The organism is Brevibacillus sp. FIR094 (assembly GCF_050477165.1).
Classification (GTDB): Bacteria; Bacillota; Bacilli; order Brevibacillales; family Brevibacillaceae; genus Brevibacillus.
The window spans coordinates 123,839-141,018 of record NZ_JBEAES010000009.1; the positions used below are offsets into that span (position 1 = coordinate 123,839).

Annotated in this window: 14 protein-coding genes and 1 pseudogene; 2 read left to right on the top strand and 13 right to left on the bottom strand. The window is 48.1% G+C overall.

Translation table 11 applies throughout. The features are described from left to right. Positions 1-35 precede the first annotated feature (35 nt). From ACQ5DJ_RS09970 to ACQ5DJ_RS10030, 13 genes are all read right to left on the bottom strand, one after another. Positions 36-2,045 (bottom strand): peptidoglycan D,D-transpeptidase FtsI family protein, encoded by a 2,010-nt coding sequence (locus ACQ5DJ_RS09970; RefSeq protein WP_429842323.1) that lies wholly within the window; start codon positions 2,043-2,045, stop codon positions 36-38. Positions 2,046-2,056: 11 nt separating this feature from the next. Continuing rightward, a complete protein-coding gene (locus tag ACQ5DJ_RS09975; protein WP_429842325.1) occupies positions 2,057-4,108 on the bottom strand; it encodes a penicillin-binding transpeptidase domain-containing protein in 2,052 nt (683 codons plus the stop codon). A gap of 169 nt (positions 4,109-4,277) precedes the next feature. Beyond that, a complete protein-coding gene (locus ACQ5DJ_RS09980) occupies positions 4,278-4,970 on the bottom strand; it encodes an FHA domain-containing protein (protein ID WP_429842326.1) in 693 nt (230 codons plus the stop codon). Between the two features lie 228 nt (positions 4,971-5,198). Next, a complete protein-coding gene (locus tag ACQ5DJ_RS09985) occupies positions 5,199-5,528 on the bottom strand; it encodes a cupin domain-containing protein (RefSeq protein ID WP_429842327.1) in 330 nt (109 codons plus the stop codon). 183 nt (positions 5,529-5,711) lie between these two features. Continuing rightward, on the bottom strand, positions 5,712-5,987 hold the full coding sequence (locus tag ACQ5DJ_RS09990) for a DUF2277 domain-containing protein (protein WP_173620594.1): 276 nt from the start codon (positions 5,985-5,987) through the stop codon (positions 5,712-5,714). Between the two features lie 115 nt (positions 5,988-6,102). Beyond that, positions 6,103-7,086, bottom strand: coding sequence for a helix-turn-helix transcriptional regulator (locus ACQ5DJ_RS09995; RefSeq protein WP_429842329.1), 984 nt, complete (start codon positions 7,084-7,086; stop codon positions 6,103-6,105). Between the two features lie 134 nt (positions 7,087-7,220). Then, positions 7,221-7,994 carry a GNAT family N-acetyltransferase gene (locus tag ACQ5DJ_RS10000; RefSeq protein WP_429842330.1) on the bottom strand — a complete coding sequence of 258 codons (774 nt, stop codon included), beginning with the start codon at positions 7,992-7,994 and terminating at the stop codon, positions 7,221-7,223. A gap of 15 nt (positions 7,995-8,009) precedes the next feature. Next, positions 8,010-8,903: an AEC family transporter gene (locus ACQ5DJ_RS10005; RefSeq protein ID WP_429842331.1), complete on the bottom strand. Its 894-nt coding sequence runs from the start codon at positions 8,901-8,903 to the stop codon at positions 8,010-8,012. Between the two features lie 12 nt (positions 8,904-8,915). After that, positions 8,916-9,881, bottom strand: coding sequence for a carbohydrate kinase family protein (locus ACQ5DJ_RS10010; protein ID WP_429842332.1), 966 nt, complete (start codon positions 9,879-9,881; stop codon positions 8,916-8,918). A gap of 121 nt (positions 9,882-10,002) precedes the next feature. Next, positions 10,003-10,986, bottom strand: coding sequence for a glutaminase (locus tag ACQ5DJ_RS10015; RefSeq protein WP_429842333.1), 984 nt, complete (start codon positions 10,984-10,986; stop codon positions 10,003-10,005). A 19-nt stretch (positions 10,987-11,005) separates the two neighbouring features. Beyond that, positions 11,006-12,427 (bottom strand): M20 family metallopeptidase, encoded by a 1,422-nt coding sequence (locus ACQ5DJ_RS10020; protein WP_429842334.1) that lies wholly within the window; start codon positions 12,425-12,427, stop codon positions 11,006-11,008. Positions 12,428-12,452: 25 nt separating this feature from the next. Then, the gene (locus tag ACQ5DJ_RS10025; protein WP_429842335.1) at positions 12,453-13,685 is read right to left on the bottom strand and encodes an MFS transporter; all 1,233 of its coding nucleotides are present in this window, start codon (positions 13,683-13,685) and stop codon (positions 12,453-12,455) included. 235 nt (positions 13,686-13,920) lie between these two features. After that, complete coding sequence (locus tag ACQ5DJ_RS10030) at positions 13,921-15,219, bottom strand: hypothetical protein (RefSeq protein ID WP_429842336.1); 1,299 nt, start codon at positions 15,217-15,219, stop codon at positions 13,921-13,923. A gap of 172 nt (positions 15,220-15,391) precedes the next feature. On the opposite strand from ACQ5DJ_RS10030, the pseudogene ACQ5DJ_RS10035 reads away from it, so the two are divergent. Together ACQ5DJ_RS10035 and ACQ5DJ_RS10040 are read left to right on the top strand one after the other, a co-directional pair. Continuing rightward, positions 15,392-15,706, top strand: a pseudogene (locus ACQ5DJ_RS10035) (DinB family protein); the annotation flags it as partial. A 192-nt stretch (positions 15,707-15,898) separates the two neighbouring features. Continuing rightward, the gene (locus ACQ5DJ_RS10040; protein ID WP_429842338.1) at positions 15,899-17,152 is read left to right on the top strand and encodes an MFS transporter; all 1,254 of its coding nucleotides are present in this window, start codon (positions 15,899-15,901) and stop codon (positions 17,150-17,152) included. The last annotated feature ends 28 nt before the right edge of the window (positions 17,153-17,180 follow it).

Genomic DNA, 17,180 nt, shown 5'->3' on the forward strand with positions numbered 1-17,180 from the left:
GAACAGCCTCTTTTTATCTCTCTCTATCTATCTTGTTATTTCAACCCGATATGCTTGTTATACACATCGTACACGGAACGTGAAATGATCGCAGCCGATCTTCCCCCATAACCACCCTCAGGAACGATTACGGCTACTGCCAGGACAGGATCGTCGACTGGGGCATACGAAATGCTCACACCATTCGTAATGCGGCGGTGCATTTTCCATCTTGTCTTTTTCTGTCCGGTTTTCTCATCTGTCACCGTCACCGGTACATAAATATCTTGCTCAGATGTTCCTGTCTTTGCAGCTACCTGAAACGGCATTCCTTCATACGCACGGACTGCCGTTCCCCCTGGCTTCGTCACTAACACCATGCCTTGCTCTAGAATGTCCCAATATTTATCTGGATGAGGAAAGGTACTCATGGTTTTTGGCGTGTAGGTTTTCACCAGTTTTCCTTCTGCGTCTGTGACCTTATCTACCATCTGCGGCTGCAAACGAACGCCTTTATTCGCTAATGTCGCCGCAAACTGTGCCAATTGCATCGTCGTTGCCCGAACTTGCTGCCCGAAGGAAGCTTGCACCATCGCTGCTAATGGTCCATAGTTTTCATCCATCACCAAATAGTCTTCTTTGCCCTTGTTTTCATTCGGCAAATCCACGCCAGTCTGAACGCCTAACCCGAATGCGTGATAGTACGATTGCAGCACGGCCGCTGACTCTTTTCCTTTTCGGCGGGACAATTCCTCCCCGATTCTCGCCATGTACGTATTCGATGACTTTTGCAGGGAAATTGCAGGGGTAATCATGCCATGCGCTTTGGAACTGTCGTTCTTAATCCGGTCTGTTCCACGTCCATAGTGATACACCCCTCCATCATTCCAACGATCGGAGGGAGAGATGATTCCTTCCTGCAAACCAAGCAATACCGTAATAGGCTTGAGGACAGACCCTGATGGCACAATGGAACCCGGATGCTTGTACCCCTCCTGAATGGCCGCCTCGCCCGTTAATGGCCGCGTATCGTATGGCGCTTCCCGAATCGTCCCATTCGTCACCACCAACTTGATCTCGTCATACGTTTTTTGATCCGGCCCCTCAATCCATACGTTTGAATCGTATTCTGGATAACTGACCATCGCGACGACCTTGCCTGTCTTGACCTCGACTGCCACGACGTACGCTCCCTTTGCTGCCCTCGCCTCAGGGATGGATGCACGCATCTTCGGAAGAAACTCTCGGATCGAATCCCGGATATCTAGCTGGACCCGCTGATCAATGGTGAGATACACATGATTGCCTGGGACGGACGGAACTTCCTCCACTTGCTTGACAACTGTCTGATTTGCTGCGACCTCATACATCCGGTAACCATTGCTCCCGCGAAGCTCTTTTTCGTAAGATAGCTCAATCCCATCGAACCCAACTAACTGGTTCGGCAAATACCGCGTGCTCTCATCCTTGTAGGAGGCGAGCTTCACATTTTCAGCAATATGAAAGGGCCGAACATACCCGACCGCCTGTACGGCGATTTGCTTGGGATCGTATTTCCTGATCGGTTTTGTCACCACTTCAATCCCCGGCAAATCGCCGCGGTGCTCACCCAGCACCGCGATTTCTTTTTCCGTCAAATCCACCTTCAGATCTTTTTCCAAATAGCGCGGCAATTGTCGTGCCGCTTCCACATAGTTGCCTTTCTCGTAGGCATAGCCGACATCCATCTTTTTTAACAGCGTGGCCTTGTCGACGCTCAGTATTTTCTCCAGCTTTTCCACCAGGTCAAAGTACGCTTTCTTCCCCATGACCTCTTGTTCACGAAAGACAGCGAGATGGGAAGGCCGACTTTCGGCAATGACATTCCCGTTGCGGTCATAAATGTTTCCTCGCATAGCGGGAATGTAATCTTTTTTATACGATCTGTCTGCCAGCTCATTTGCATAATTGCTCCCTTGCTGGATTTGGATTTGGGCTAATCTCACAATGATTCCTACAAACATCAGAAATACGAGGATATAGACGATTTGCAGTCGTTTTAAACGGTCATTTTTTGCTTCCTTCATACTTACTCTCCCTATTCTTTCAGTACCTTTGTGAAAATCCGTTTGATACGTGCATCGAGTACATGACTGCCACCCCGACCACGGACATCTTCGATCATCATGGTAACCAGCAAACGCGGATCGTCTACATTAAAAACGGCGTACCATCCGTTTTCCAACCCGATCTCGCCCTTTTTCTGTTTCAGCTCAGCTGTTCCAGTCTTGCCCGCCATGCGAATGCCAGGCACGCGTGCTCCTCTTCCTGTGCCTCGCGGGTCTTCCATAACTTGTATCAAATGCTGCTTCACTGTGCCAGTCACATCAGCAGGTATGACATCCGTCTTCCAATACCCACCTTTTTTGTCTTCCTTCAACAGTGATGGATAAATGATATTTCCGTCATTTGCAAAAGCGCTGTACACCAAGGCGAGGTGAAGCGGTGTCATCGTTACCTCGCCCTGACCGTAACCGGAGTCTGCCAATTGAATCTCGTTTTTGAAACCATCGTTATACAGCTTCGATTTGTCCAATGGATATGGAATCGGGAGAGCTTCATGGAATCCAAACAACTCGCTCTTTTTCACGAATTGCTCCTCCCCCATGGAGAGCGCCGCTTTTGCAAAATAAATATTGTCGGAGTACACCAATGCTTTTTCCAGATTGACAGGTCCCCCGTAATCACTGACCCGTGTTACCTCGTAACCACCCCAGGACGCATCCTTTTGCCAATGCAGTCCACGGACGTGGATACTGTCCGCAGGGGTAATTGCTTTTGACGCAAGTCCAATCGCTGCCGTAATCGGCTTGAAGGTGGAGCCCGGCGCAAACCCTCGCGCGAATCGATTGAGAAGCGGCTTTTGCGGGTTTTCATTCATTTGCTTCCACTCCGTTGCCGACATCCCAAGCACAAACGCATTCGGATCAAAGGACGGCGAATTGACGAGTGCCAGTACTTCCCCGGTCTTTGGTGAAATCGCCGCAGCCGTGCCTGCTTCGTTTTTCAGCTCCTGGTAAATCGTCTGCTGTACTTCAGCATCGATGGTTAGTGCCAGTGGCTGTCCATGCTTGGCGAAGCGTTCCGCCACGGTCTTTTTTTCCGTTCCATCTGCATCCGTAATGACGATGCGCCCACCTGCACTCCCTCTTAGCTTCTCCTCAAAAATCTGTTCCAATCCTGATTTGCCAATCACATCAGACGTTTTATAGCCCTGATCCTTTCGCTTCTCGTACTCTTCCTGACTGATCGCTCCTACATAGCCAACCAGATGGGCAGTCGCGTCATGATAAGGATAGTAGCGGACTTTCTTTTTTTGCAATTTGAGCCCTTCTGTTTTTTCTAATTGCTTGATCCGTGCATCGTCCTGCGGCAGCGTGGCAATCCGGATAAACTTGGTCGACTTGCTTGTCGTAGCTTGGACCTTCGAGGTGAGGGCATCCAACGGAATGTGCAAGAGCTTGCTGACCTCCATTTTCCCGTTCTGGGAAGCCTGGCTCCATTCTCCCGGATCTATCCCGATATCTATCACAACACGCTCTGTTGCCAATGGACGCCCGGCCCGATCCGTAATTTCACCTCGTCTGGGATACACCGTATTGGCTCTTACTTTGTCCCCTTCTTTCATTTCTGGAAAAATAAAAGAAGGATTCCAATGAATGTACCAGTCCTCCAAGTCGTTCTGCGTTTCTTTGACAAGTGTTGCTTTTCCCGTAAAGGAAATCGGTTCAATGAACGTTTCCATCGTCAGCCGGTAATGAAAGTTGATCTGCCCATCCTCACCTGGCGTGACATCGCCATTGTACATCGGCTCAACCGCAATCGCTTTGGCCTCGATTCCACCGTAAATGTTTTGGTAACGCGAAACGAATTCTTCTTTGCTGATGGTCTTCTTTGTATGTAAAGAAAGCTGCTCGTACATGTCAGAGAATTTCTGTTCTCCCCACTTTGTCGAATACGTGGTGAATGCTGCCTTCGCCCTCTCGCCATCCGACTGCGTGGTGTCCTTCCAAAAGTCCCAGAAAAGATAGAAAAACCCTGATAGAACAACGACAAAAACCGTCCAAAATACTATCCATGTCTTTTTCACTAGTCATTCACCTTCCTTACCACACGATATTACAGTCGGATACCATAATATATGGGAAAAAGATGATGACAAGATGATACTATCCTCATAGGACGATGATAAGTGTCAGACGGTTACATCAAATGCAAAAAAACACAGGAAATTCATCCTGTGTCTGTCGTACTGCCTACTATTCTTCCCACATGTAACCGAAGCGCGGGATCGTAGTGACGTTCTCGCCATATCTGCCCAGCCGCTTACGCAAGCGATAAACGAGAGCGTTGATCTCGGCTCGTCCAACATCCGGGACGCTGCTCTCCGCATTCAGCAACCGCTCCGGCCAGACGAGTACCATGATTTCATCATAGCTGACCGCCTGATTCGCACGTTGGTACAGAAGCATGAGCAAGTCCATATCTTTTCCGGTCAAATGGATTCTCGCACCATCGAGACGAATTTCTCTGCGTTCCAGATTGATGACCAAGCCGGAAGTGGAGGTCCTTTCTTTTGGAATCGTCAAAGGGAATGAGAACTCCCGTGTCACATCCATCTCGCTACCCTCTGCGAAAAATATCATCTCTACCACGCCTTTGGCCAGCGTAATATGATCACCGTGATAAAGAAAATGCGGTGCTTGCTGGATCGGCATTCCGTTCACTTCTGTCCCATGCTTGCTTTGCAAATCAGAAATCGTATATTGGTTATTGATTTTCCGTATCACTGCATGCCTTCTGGAGATATACGGACTGGAAAAAGCTATGTCTGGTTGTAATTGATTGCCCCGTCTCCCAATCGTACACTCTTCCTTATGTAGAAACTGACGCTTCTGAAGCTGCTCGGGGTCTCCTTTTTTAATCAATACATATATGCCGTCGTCCAACATTCATCACCTCGAAAAGAGTTGGAGCTATCTGTATTTATTACATAGTAAATTACGCATAAGTCAACACTTTTTTCTATGAGCTGAAGTTCAAAGAGCTGTCTTTTTGAACATATATTAATAGCAAAAAAGCCGCCAATTGTCCAGCCAACGAAAGTGACCGGTCAATTGACAGCTCTATATCATCGCTATCCGCGAATGAATAGCGCTCAATTTTCTATGTTGATTGTCTTAGGAGCAGCGCTTGAGAGCAGCGAATTTTTTCGGTTCAATCACCAGTAGATGACAATCGCCATTCGGGATAAACAGCTTGTAGGAAACTCCCTTTGGCACAACGATAAACTCTCCGGCTTCCACCCATATATTACGCTCGTGGTACATCAGCAGCAGTCTGCCTTTGACGACAAACAGCAGTTCATCTTTCTGGTCATTTTGTTGCCAAGGATACTCACCTTGCAGCTTCTCTAGCTTAATAGACGTATCATTCATCTCTCCGACAACCAGAGAGCCCCAGGAATCTTGCAAGCGTGATAGATGTTGTGCGACGTTCACTTTCTCCATGATGATCCTCTCCCCTTTGCACTCTACGATAATATAATTTGCCGGAGAGAGACATAGTAGCGAAATGATAAATCATCTCATAAGAAGATGATAAGATGCTGAAATTTCAGATATAGGAAACAAAAATAGGCAGTTACCCTGAAGCCCTGCCCGTTAATTAAATCGCTTGTCTTTATCGTCTCACTACTCAGTCGTGCCAAACCGTTTGGCGTTTCTCGCGCGAGCACGCTCGATTTCGACTTCTCGATTGCGTGGCTCTGCATTCGTCACCAACGAATCCAAGAGATTTTTCGCAACATCGGAGACCTCTTGGACCGCGCGATGAAAAGCCTCTTCATTTGCCTTCGAAGGCGTGTTGAAGCCCGAGAGCTTTCGCACGAATTGCAGGGCTGCTGCTTCAATCTCATCTTCTGTTGCGGGTGGGTCGAAGTTGAATAAGGTTTTGATGTTTCGGCACATCGCTTACACCTTCTGTTCCCTTTTTTGTATCATTCTACTATACGTGATCGATGAATTCTAGATGAGAGGAAACGGAGTGAGGATGACGAATTTCACGGTTTGGCGAATTGTAAAACTAGCTAAATCTCCCCCGCTTCACTTCGGAAGGATTGAGTCCGTACTGCTTGCGAAACGCCTCGGAGAAATGACTGAAGTTGGAGAATCCCACGATGAGTGCAACCTCACTGACATTCAGATTCCCCTCCCGCAGCAATCCAAGCGCTTTTTCCAAACGCCTTTCCCGCAAATAGGCAAATACACTCGTCCCGAACTCTTCTTTGAAGCCGATCTTTAGCTTGTATTCATTGAGCTGTGCCATACGCGCCAGCTCAATCAGAGAAGGCGGAGACTCCATGTTTTCGAGTAGAATGTCACGGGCGTTGTGAATCTTTTCCCGATCACTCCGAGATAACTGTGCCCTCGGTCGATTCTCTTCCCGCTCGAACAAAAACGTATCCAGCGCCGACGATACAATCTCAAGAATCTTGCCTTCCGTATGCAATCTCCGCAACTTCAGATGGGAGGATGAAAAATCGTTCAACTGCTGGAGCATCCGGGCCATATTCGGTTGCAACGGCATCCGAAACAGACGATAGGCTTGATTGCCAAGCAGCCCTTGAAATGAATACGCTGCTCCCACATCGCTCTCCGCCACCCAATCATTAAATTGCTCCACGGAAATACCGATCCCGACAGATCGATGAGGAACATCCGCCCGGTACATAAAATGCGCATGAAAGTCGTTCATCATTTGAAGGGAACAGCTCCCAGGCAAAAACTCGTGCTGACTTCCCGAAACGACGAACTCCCCGCTCCCCTCCAGGCAAAAGCTGAGCTCAACCATGGCTGCCTGCGACTGTAAATCCATGACGCGGTTTTCCTGAAGGGAATAGCTCGATTCGACCAGCTCCAATCCCGGTCGAGGAATCACTCTCCGAAAGTAGCCATCATTATTCGTCAGTGTATACCGATTCGCTTCAGACACAATGCGATCACTTTTTGTAGAGGGCAATGCATTGATATAGCTATCGTATATGGAATGTACAGATGCTTGCTCCATGACCTTCTCCCTGCCTAACCATATGTAGGATAATCTTGCAAATGATTCTTATTCTCATAATAGTTACACAAGCGACTATCTGCAACTACAAAAGCTGCCCCTCACAACAATGGGCAGCTTCCTTTTCCACGATACTATTTATACTCATAAAAACATGGATAAGAATAAGCGAGAAATTCAAACCCTTTTTTCTCCAAGATCGGTCGACTCATTGGACTTGCATCGACCATTAAAAGCGGATACCCACGCTCGTGTGCTACTTGTACCCGTACTGCCACCAGAGCCGTATAATAGCCTTTATTTCGGAAGTCAGGCAAAGTAGATCCTCCCCACAAACTTCCAAAGGACGTCCCCTCATGTAAGTACATCCAAGCTGCACTCACTGCCTGATCGCCACTGTACACAGCGTACACGAGAAGGTTCTCAGGATCTTCTGCAAGATCCTTTTTCAATCTCGCGGCCAACTCCGGATTCGCACTGCCCCATACTTGCTCTTCCAGTTGCATGATGTCATCGATCCCTGCCGAATTGGTGATTTGGCGAATCTCAGGAGGAATGCTACGACTTCGCATGTCCTCTGCTTGCGCCACATCCATGACTAACAGCGCTTCTTCCTCTCCTGCTGATAAACCATGCGCCTGCAACCGTTCGAGCAGATTTACAGGCTGGTCATAATCAAACAGCTTCCATTCAAAAGACTGTTGAAGGCTTGAGAAATACTCGATTTCGCGTGCGATGAGTTCCTCTGCATTCGCCTCAGACAGACGGGAAAACAAGACAGTTCCTGGCTCATCAGAGAGAGAGACGTGGCGTACAATATGCTCAGTCTCTTCTCGTCGAACATGCGGATAGGTCATATCCACTCTCATTTCTTGATCGTACAGTCGTAGTAACTCTTGTTTGCGCAAGTTTATTCCTCCTATTTAGTGCAAAATGTTCAGCAAAAACGTTAATGTACCTATACTGATCACCGTCGTAACCAACACGCTGCTGGAGACGAATTGTGGACGCATGTTGAATTGGATCGCATAGATCGCAGTCGTTGCGGCAGAAGGCATGGCTGCCAGAACAACCAGCACCTTTTGCAGAAGCGGATCAATCGGAAATAACAGACAGATGAGATACGCCAAAAGTGGTGACGCCACCAGCCGAATGACACTCGCAGCACTTAGTCCCTGCCACTCTAGCGCTTTGGTAGATACATTGGCGAGCTGCATGCCCAAGATGAGCATCACAACGGGAATCGCCGCCTGTGCAACGAGATCAATCGCCTGGTAGTAGCTTTGCGGGATGACGATTTGCAGCTGTTGCAGCAAAATCGCGAGAACCACAGCGTAATTGGACGGCTGTTTGAAGATCGCCTTGACGGCCGTCCCCATCCCATTCCCTCCTCGGGAGGCAAAATACACGCCGAATACGCCCATCATGATCGAGTGAAACACCGTGATTTGCACCGCATACGTAAAGCCGGCCTCTCCGAAGGCGAACAAAATAATCGGCGTCCCGTAGTTGCCACTGTTCATGAAGGCGGTCGCGAGCATCAGTGCGCTTTCCTGTTGCTTGTCGTATTTGAACAACCGTGCCGTCAACTGGGTGATCACAACGAGAGCAGCCAGCAAAAGCAGTGAAATTACGACGATATAAAATAATTGCAAGTCGAGCTGTGTTTTGTAAAACGTACGAAAGACGAGCGCCGTCGACAAGATGTAAATCGCCAGGGAAGAGATCGGCTTCAAATCCATCTTGAAAATGCGCTGCAAAATGTAGCCGCTAAGAAAAATGAGCAGGACAGGCAGGATGACTTCCACAAATATCATGACTCTTCCCCCCTACCGTGCTGCTTCCATGAAGCTTTTGACTTCAGACAGCGTTGGCATAGCAGGAATGGCACCTGATCTTGTTGTCGTGAGCGCACCTGCAGCATTAGCAAAGCGCACCATATCCTCTAATGTGGCTTGTGGGATCTCCAGCATCCTTTCCCCCGCCTCAAGAAGCTGATAGAGCAGCGCGCCCACAAACGCGTCTCCCGCTCCAGTCGTATCGATCGCGGTTACTTGAAATCCACTGACTGTACCGAATTGATTTCGTGTGCGGTAAAAACATCCCTTTTCCCCCAGCGTGACAAAAACGGCTTGCAGATCATATTGCGCAAGCATCCACGCTGTCGCTTCCACGACGTCCTCGCTCCCCATGAGAAAAGCCAACTCTTCCTCGGAAAGCTTGACGATATCAGCCTGCGCCATGCCTTTAAGGGACATAGCCTTCGCTTCCTCCAGATCCCCCCATAAGGACGCTCGAATATTCGGGTCAAATGAAAGGAGCCGCTGATACTTTTTCGCGTATTCGACGGCTTTCCAGGTTGCTGATCTGGCTGGCTCATGCGTCAAGGACAACGTACCAAAATGAAAAATGGCTGTCTGTGCAATCAGCGCCTCGTTCACGTCTTGCTCCCGCAGCATCATGTCTGCACCCGGGTCGCGGTAAAAGTGAAAAGAACGATCGCCTGTCTCATCGAGATGGACAAATGCCAACGTCGTAGGCGCTTCCTCCGTGAGTAAGAGTCCTTCTGTGCCAATATTCTGTCGGATCAAGGTCTGTTGTAAAAAACGCCCAAACACATCGTTTCCCACCGCACCGATAAAGGAAGTCCGCTTCCCAAAGCGCGACAAAGCGGCAAGTACATTGGCAGGTGCTCCTCCAGGGTTTTGTTCAAATGCAACGCTACCCGGCTTTTCCTTCTGCTGTACAGGAGTAAAATCAATCAATAACTCGCCACATGCAACCACATCTACCATGTTGATTTCCTCCGATGACCGTGATAGCTCCAGTATGTCACAGGTTCTATTTTTTGCCAATGAAAGCCAGCAGAAAAGGCTAGAGATCCAGACATGATCTGTGATCTCTAGCCTTTTCTTTTTAATAGATCGTCAAATCCCACGCACTTGCCATATGCTTGAGCAGTGCTACCCCTGCTACGCTGTTTCCATACTGGTCAATAGCAGGACCATACACACCGATTCCACAGCCGCCACTAAAAGGCAGCTCCCCAGAACGCCCACGCGGAGGAACGGCAGCCATAATGCCTCCTGACACGCCGCTTTTCGCTGGCACACCCACAAAAGCAGCAAAATTGCCGGAAGCGTTGTACATGCCACATGTAACCATCAGTGCTTTGGTCACACGAGCCAACTCTTTGCCGAAAAGCTGTTCCTTGCGTATCGGATCATAGCCATCATGCGCCAGGATCAAGCCGATTTTCGCGATGTCCTCTGCCGTTACCTCTAGTGAGCATTGTCGGATGTACACGTCCAAAGCATCCTCTACCGGACAGGCCAAAAAGCCAGTAGCTGCGAGATAGTAGGCGAGGGAGCGATTGCGGTTGGCCGTTTGCCACTCGGAGTGATAGACTTCCTCGTTGATCTGATGCTTGCGTCCTGTCATACGTTCAACCATGTCTTGAAAGGAACGAAATTTTTCCTGGACTCCGTTCCCCTGCAACAAGGAAGACACCGTAATGGCTCCTGCATTGATCATGGGATTAAAAGGCCTTCCTGGCTTGTGCATTTCCAGCCGAACCATCGAATCAAATGCGTCTCCAGTAGGCTCTACATCCACCTGCTCCAATACATGCGCAATCCCGTGGTAAGCACATGCTGCTAGAAAGCTGATGACTTTGGAGATGCTTTGCAGGGTGAAAGGAGCATCGTAGTTTCCAGCCCCGCTGATTTGTCCATCTGGTCCCATCACACATATCCCAAGCTGTGTTGGGTCAGCCTCTTTCAAAGCAGGGATATATGCAGCGCATTTGCCCTTGCTGGACTCCCCGCGATATTGCTCAATCCATTGTTCCAAGCAGTCTGTTTCGATCGTTCTTGTTTGCTGCGCCACTTGTCTAACCAACTTCCTTTTCACCTTCGATTTACGCTTTTTGAGGTGGTTGAACATCGTCCGGAATGAGCGAGAAGTATTCTTCCCCTTCCAAACGTTCCTGCAATTCGGCTTTTGCCTGTTCGATCAGTGCCGGGTTTTCCATCGCCTCGATCGCTGTAGCAGCCATGACCTTTCCTGCTTGCAGCATCCCTTTGTGTGCAATTGGCATAGCCCCTTGCGAGACGACCTGCCACGTATGGAAAGGCGTTCCCAATGTCCAGCATGTCGTCATGCATTGCATCGTCGGAACCTGCCAGCTGACATCTCCTACATCCGTAGACCCAGCAAGCGTAAACTCGTGCGTAGAAAGTGGCCCGATCACATCCGCAATCGCTTTGTCCTTCAGTTGCTTCGCTGTTTCACGATCCAACCCGAACAACGAAGCTCTCATATCCTCAGCTGTTAACGTTGCCTGAATTTGTTTGGCATATTGCTGATCTGCTTCATCGTACGTAGGAACGCCGACTTCAACCAGATTTTTGTGCATGAGCTTCGCTAATACCGTATTCGGCACCAGATCAGAAGCAGTACCCTCAAACACCACTTCCATGGTGGTTCCCGTCATCAAGGCGGCTCCCCTTGCGATGTCGTAAACTCTTTTATACAGTTCCTTCACTTGCTGCTTTTTCGGAGCGCGAATCAAGTACACGACCTCCGCAAACGGTTGGACGACGTTTGGCGAAATTCCACCTGTATTCGTAATCGCGTAGTGAACCCGTGCTTCCGGAATCATATGCTCTCTCATGTAGTTGACGCCGACATTCATCAGTTCAACCGCATCCAACGCACTTCGTCCCAAATGCGGAGCGGCTGCTGCATGTGCGCTTTTTCCGTGGAACTGAAAACGAACGGAGTAATTCGCAAGCGAGCTGATGTTCATGATGCTAGGTGCTGTAGCAGGATGCCAGGAGAGCGCAAAATCTACGTCAGCAAACATGCCTGCCCTAGCCAAATACGCTTTTCCAGAGCCAGCTTCTTCAGCTGGACACCCGAAATAACGGACCGTTCCTGATAAGCCTGTTTTCTCCATGTAATCTTTAACGGCAACCGCTGCTGCTAGCGCGCCGGCACCTAAGAGATTATGTCCACATCCATGCCCATGACCGTCCGTCACAATCGGATCATGGTTGATCGCGCCTTTTTTCTGGCTCAAACCTGCCAGCGCATCATACTCTCCCAGGATGGCTACGACGGGCTTGCCGCTTCCGAAGCTGGCAACAAAGCCAGTCCCCAGTCCAGCGATTCCTTTCTCTACTTCAAAGCCCTCTGCTGCCAGCGCTTGACACAAGTACTCGGCAGAACGATGCTCCTCGAAGTAAATTTCTGGCGTTTCCCAAATCTTATCGCTAACGCGAATAAACGCTTCTCTTTTTTGTTCAATTAACGAAGAAATGATCTCGGTTCTGTTCATTTCATACGCTCCTTTCTCTAGGTGTTCAGGCGGATGCACTGTCGGCGTTTTGCTGCAACAGCTCGCCTTTTTCATAGTTCAACGATAAGAGTGCGCCAATGCAGATGACCGCGAAACCGATCAGCATCCAGAACGCTGCATCAAATGAACCGTTAAACGCTTCTACGATAAAACCAATCGCCATTGGCGTGATAAAGCCAGCTAGCTGTCCACCTGTATTCACGATGCCCATCCCTGTTCCCGCTACGGCAGCCGGGAGATTTTTCAGGACAACAGAAGGCAACAGAATGATCACAAAGGAAAGGAACAGCGACACAATTGCTTGGTACGTAATAAACATCGTCACGCTCGAAGCGGTAAACATGAAGTACAAGAGCACTGCGACTACCACACAGGAGAGACTGCCAATAATTTTTTCGCGACCTTTTGGTAGCTTGTCCAGTACATAGCCACTCACATAAATACCGACCAACGTAGCGAAGCCTGGAATCGTTTGCAGCCAGCCGAGTGAAATCATATCCAGTCCGCGTACCTTGCTCAAGTAAGTCGGCATCCAGGTTACGAGACCCCAGTTTACTGCATAAATGCTAAAGTAAGCGATTAACAGACTCCATAGCAAAGGCGTTTTTAATAACAAGGACACGGAGCTTTTTGGTTGCTCGGAGCCATTCATTGTATTTGTCGTAGACTCATCTTGCGGAAGTTTAATATGGCGCCAGTACAGGAAAGCAATCACGGCACCAACTGCACCAATGACGACGAACATGGATCGCCAGCCTATAGTTTGAATCATCCAAACGGATAAAATCGGGGAGAAAAGCCCAACAATGGCACTAGAGGAGAGCATCACAGACATTGCTCGCGAGCGTTCCTTTACAGGAAAAATCGTGGCGATAATCTTCGAGCTGGCTGGTTGGAAGCCACCTTCACCAATCCCGAACAAAAAGCGGATAAGGACCATCGAAGCCAAAGACCAAGCAGCTCCGGTCAATCCTGTAAAAATAGACCACATGACAACGGATGCGATGAGTACTTTTCTGGAACCAAACCGGTCTGCCAGCCAGCCCCCAGGCATTTGCATGAGTGCATAGCCAGCAAAAAAACTACTGAGCAATAATCCCGTGGATGAAGCACTTAGCTGCAAGTCTTCTGTGATCGACAAAATGGCATAGTTCATGACGTATCGATCCAGGTTCCCTAATGCCCAGCCCAAAAAGAGTAGCGCTAAAATCCAGTTTCTCGTGCGTGCTGATACCATACGTGTGGATACCTCCTTCTAGATGCATTACTAAGCTAGTCTTTCATTTTGGCGAAAGCGCATTCATCTCGTTCGATGACTGACGATCCGCGCAAATATGGTCCAGCCCTCTTATTTACCGCATATATTGCGACATGTCGTTATATATACTCTACGAAATGTTGAGACTATTGGCAACGGTTTTTTTTAACAGTTTGATTTCTCAGCAATGAAAAAAGCACCCGTAACAGGGTGCTTACAAAAGTCGGTACCTTTTGGTGGGTCTTCCTCGCGTTGATTGCGATTCCTCCCCGGAGCTTTCCGCCAGCTCCACCGCACACAAATCCGCGACAATTCGCTGTGCATTTCGCTCGCTCATTTGCAAATACTTGGCCAGATCCTTTGTCGTGAAATCGGTCCAACCCATTTTTTGCAGCAAGGCATCGAGCTTTTTATAGCTTTTGACACTGATGTTCCCTTTTTTCAGCTTTTCCAAAATCTCATCATCGTCGGCACGATACGAGTAGATAAGCTCCTCTTCCTGACCGACCCACTCTACGATCGTTCCGTCATCCTGAATCATGACGATATCTCGTGTAGCTTTTTCCTTTGATTGGCGCAGGGCTCGATGGGCATTCATCTCTGCTGCAAAAGCCGTCTCTCCAAAACCGATTCCGACAGCGACCGTCGTATCTGCTTCCTTCGCCAAAAACTCAACGGTGTTTTGCAAGGTAGGAATCTCCCGGTGAATGGTTCCGCGCGTACTGAAGATGACGTATCTACCATGGCCTTGCTCCAAAAGCGATCCATCCACTTGCTCGCACAGCTTGATTAAGGCTTCTTTTATACGCAGCTCTAAATATTGTAAATGATAAGGGGTCTTCGCGCTTTCCTTGATTCTATCGAATTGCTCGACCTCGATCATTTCAATTCCGATTTGTGTATCCTTGAAGTAGGATGTGCGCACTTTCTCGACAAACACGCGGACTGTTTGATGAATGTCCATATTACTGGGAGAAATCCAATAGGCCGGGATACCTGCATCTACTAACGATTGATAGACAGTCGGATAGCAGGTCATTGCAGCATCAATCTTTTTCTTGTTCCATAGATCGAGATGAAATGCCAGCAGCTCTTGCGGATCAATCGTAACCTCAAATATCTTCATGTAAAGTTGGCTCACGGATATGCTGCTGTTGTACAGCGAATCTTCCATGAACTTAGTTGATGAAAGCATATCGACACTGACCCGATCCAAAAGCTCTCCCCGTGTGTACACCATTTCCAAAAAGCCTTTATAAATGCTGGATTCCGTCGGAAAAATATGCTCCATCCGCTTTTCATCGTCCAGGACATTTTTGGCAATCAAATACGGAAGTGGTCCAGAAAAAAGCCAACGATCCACGTACTGGTCATTTTCCAAGACGATTTTTTCTGTTTCTTTTGTCTCTGTATACGCATACGGAACAAAATTCATTCCTTCCTCGAATTCCTTGGCAATCGCCAGAATCCTTTCTACCGATTGCTTGGGACCAACCACGCCGATTTTAAACATCCATCTATCAACCTCTGCGTTTCTATTTATACAAAGCCTTGCTTACGACCATTCTATACGTATTCACGCAAACAAATCCACCCTTCGCCAAACAAAATGGGCAGGACTACGCGAAACGAAAGAGAAATGTTGGGAGAATACTACGGGTTTCCATACCGAAAGGAGTCGTACGATGAATTTTAATCTGAAACAAGCGATTGAGGTTCTGGAGCGTACACCGCAAACACTGGACTATTTTTTAGTGGGCTTATCGGATGGATGGTTGCAAAACAACGAAGGAGATACAACCTGGAATGCCACCGAAGTAATCGAGCACTTGATCCAGGCTGAAAAAACGAATTGGCTCCCACGTCTCGAAATGATTCTTCAGGATGGGGAAAGCAAACCCTTTCCTCCTTTTGACCGTTTCTCTCACTTACACGAGGCTTCCGAAAGGTCGTTCGCACAAAAGCTCCAGGAATTCAAAACACTTCGAACAGAAAATCTCGTAACGTGGTTCTCCGTATTGCTGACGTAAGAAAAAAGTGATACGATTTATGGTATAAGATTTCATAAAAAGCTCTCGGAACTTCCCGGAGCCTGATTATTGATGAAGGGTGACCCTCGTGAATAATCAGGCTCCTTTATGTTTGTAATAGGGCTGCTCATCTGGCCTATTATGGAAAAGGGAGTGACGAGAGTGAACGAGATTTTTCGCAATCGCAATTTTCGCAAGCTGTTTCTTTCCAATTTGTTTTCAGGCTTTGGCCAGGGGATGACCATGATCGGCATATCTTGGTATTTGGTAGAGTCCACAGGCTCAGCCAGCCTACTTGGTTCCACCATGCTTCTCTCCTCGATAATGACACTGCTCATCGGACCTTATTTTGGTACATTGATTGACTGCTTTTCCCGCAAGGCCATTCTACAGCTGGAACAGCTAGGAGGCTTCTCGGTTCTCGCTCTTGTAACAGCTTGGGGTTTTTGGGGGACTTATCAAGCGTGGATGATGGTACTCGTTTTTTTGGCGTCGATGTTCATGTTTCAGGTTCACGAACCTACACAGTCAGCCTTCATACAGGAAACCTTTGAGCAAAAGCACTACAATGTGATCAATTCTGCTGTGGAAATCCAAAACCAGACCGCTCTGGTCCTCGCAGGAGCTTTCGCAGGTTTGCTATTGGGGAAATACGGATTACATATAGTGCTGATCCTTAACACTTTGACCTATCTGATCGCTTTTCTCTCCTTAACCGGAATCGATTATGTGTTTACACAAGAAAAACAAGTAGAAAAATCCCTCCAAACATCCTGGGTGTCACAATTTCAACAAAGCTGGGTCTATATCAAAGAAAAACGAGGATTTATCGTATTCGGAATTGCTGCGCTGATACCCTTCCTCGCCGTTATACTGACGAACCTGCTTAACCCTATCTTTGTTAGCCAAGTTTTGGGGGCAGATGTCGCGATCTATTCCATGGGAGAGGTTACCTATTCCATAGGCGCAGTCGTGGCGGGGTTTCTTCTTACCTGGTTTCGTGGAAAAATCGGTGCTTTTCCTTATATGGTAGGGAATTTCATCTTGATGGCGATTGCTCTTGTAATGATCGTTGTGATCCCAATGAGCTCGGTTTTTGTGTTGCTCTCTGCGTTTATGGGCTGGTGCAATGTATCAACCAGACTGATCCGTCAGACCATCTATATGGAACTGCTACCTAATCGTTTTATGGGCAGGGTCCTGAGCTTCTTTCGGTCGATTGGTACATGCATGAGGCTGTTATTACTCGCTCTATTTACTCTCATGCTAGATTCAACCGGCGCATCAGTCGGTTACCTTGTATTGGCAGGTCTTTTAATAACGGCCACACTAGGAATCGTCTTTTCCATGCGTATGCTGATGCAGCAGGTAGACACCCCCGATGTTGTGGCAGACCAAGGCACTGTGAAGCACTAAGTCTTTCAGCTTTCCTATAATAAGACAG

Excerpts from the sequence above, each read along its gene's own strand:
- ACQ5DJ_RS09970 (WP_429842323.1), bottom strand. The coding sequence starts at position 2,045 with ATGAAGGAAGCAAAAAATGACCGTTTAAAACGACTGCAAATCGTCTAT.
- ACQ5DJ_RS10020 (WP_429842334.1), bottom strand. The coding sequence starts at position 12,427 with ATGAACAGAACCGAGATCATTTCTTCGTTAATTGAACAAAAAAGAGAA.
- ACQ5DJ_RS09990 (WP_173620594.1), bottom strand. The coding sequence starts at position 5,987 with ATGTGCCGAAACATCAAAACCTTATTCAACTTCGACCCACCCGCAACA.
- ACQ5DJ_RS10010 (WP_429842332.1), bottom strand. The coding sequence starts at position 9,881 with ATGGTAGATGTGGTTGCATGTGGCGAGTTATTGATTGATTTTACTCCT.
- ACQ5DJ_RS10005 (WP_429842331.1), bottom strand. The coding sequence starts at position 8,903 with ATGATATTTGTGGAAGTCATCCTGCCTGTCCTGCTCATTTTTCTTAGC.
- ACQ5DJ_RS09995 (WP_429842329.1), bottom strand. The coding sequence starts at position 7,086 with ATGGAGCAAGCATCTGTACATTCCATATACGATAGCTATATCAATGCA.
- ACQ5DJ_RS09980 (WP_429842326.1), bottom strand. The coding sequence starts at position 4,970 with ATGTTGGACGACGGCATATATGTATTGATTAAAAAAGGAGACCCCGAG.
- ACQ5DJ_RS10030 (WP_429842336.1), bottom strand. The coding sequence starts at position 15,219 with ATGTTTAAAATCGGCGTGGTTGGTCCCAAGCAATCGGTAGAAAGGATT.
- ACQ5DJ_RS10025 (WP_429842335.1), bottom strand. The coding sequence starts at position 13,685 with ATGGTATCAGCACGCACGAGAAACTGGATTTTAGCGCTACTCTTTTTG.
- ACQ5DJ_RS09985 (WP_429842327.1), bottom strand. The coding sequence starts at position 5,528 with ATGGAGAAAGTGAACGTCGCACAACATCTATCACGCTTGCAAGATTCC.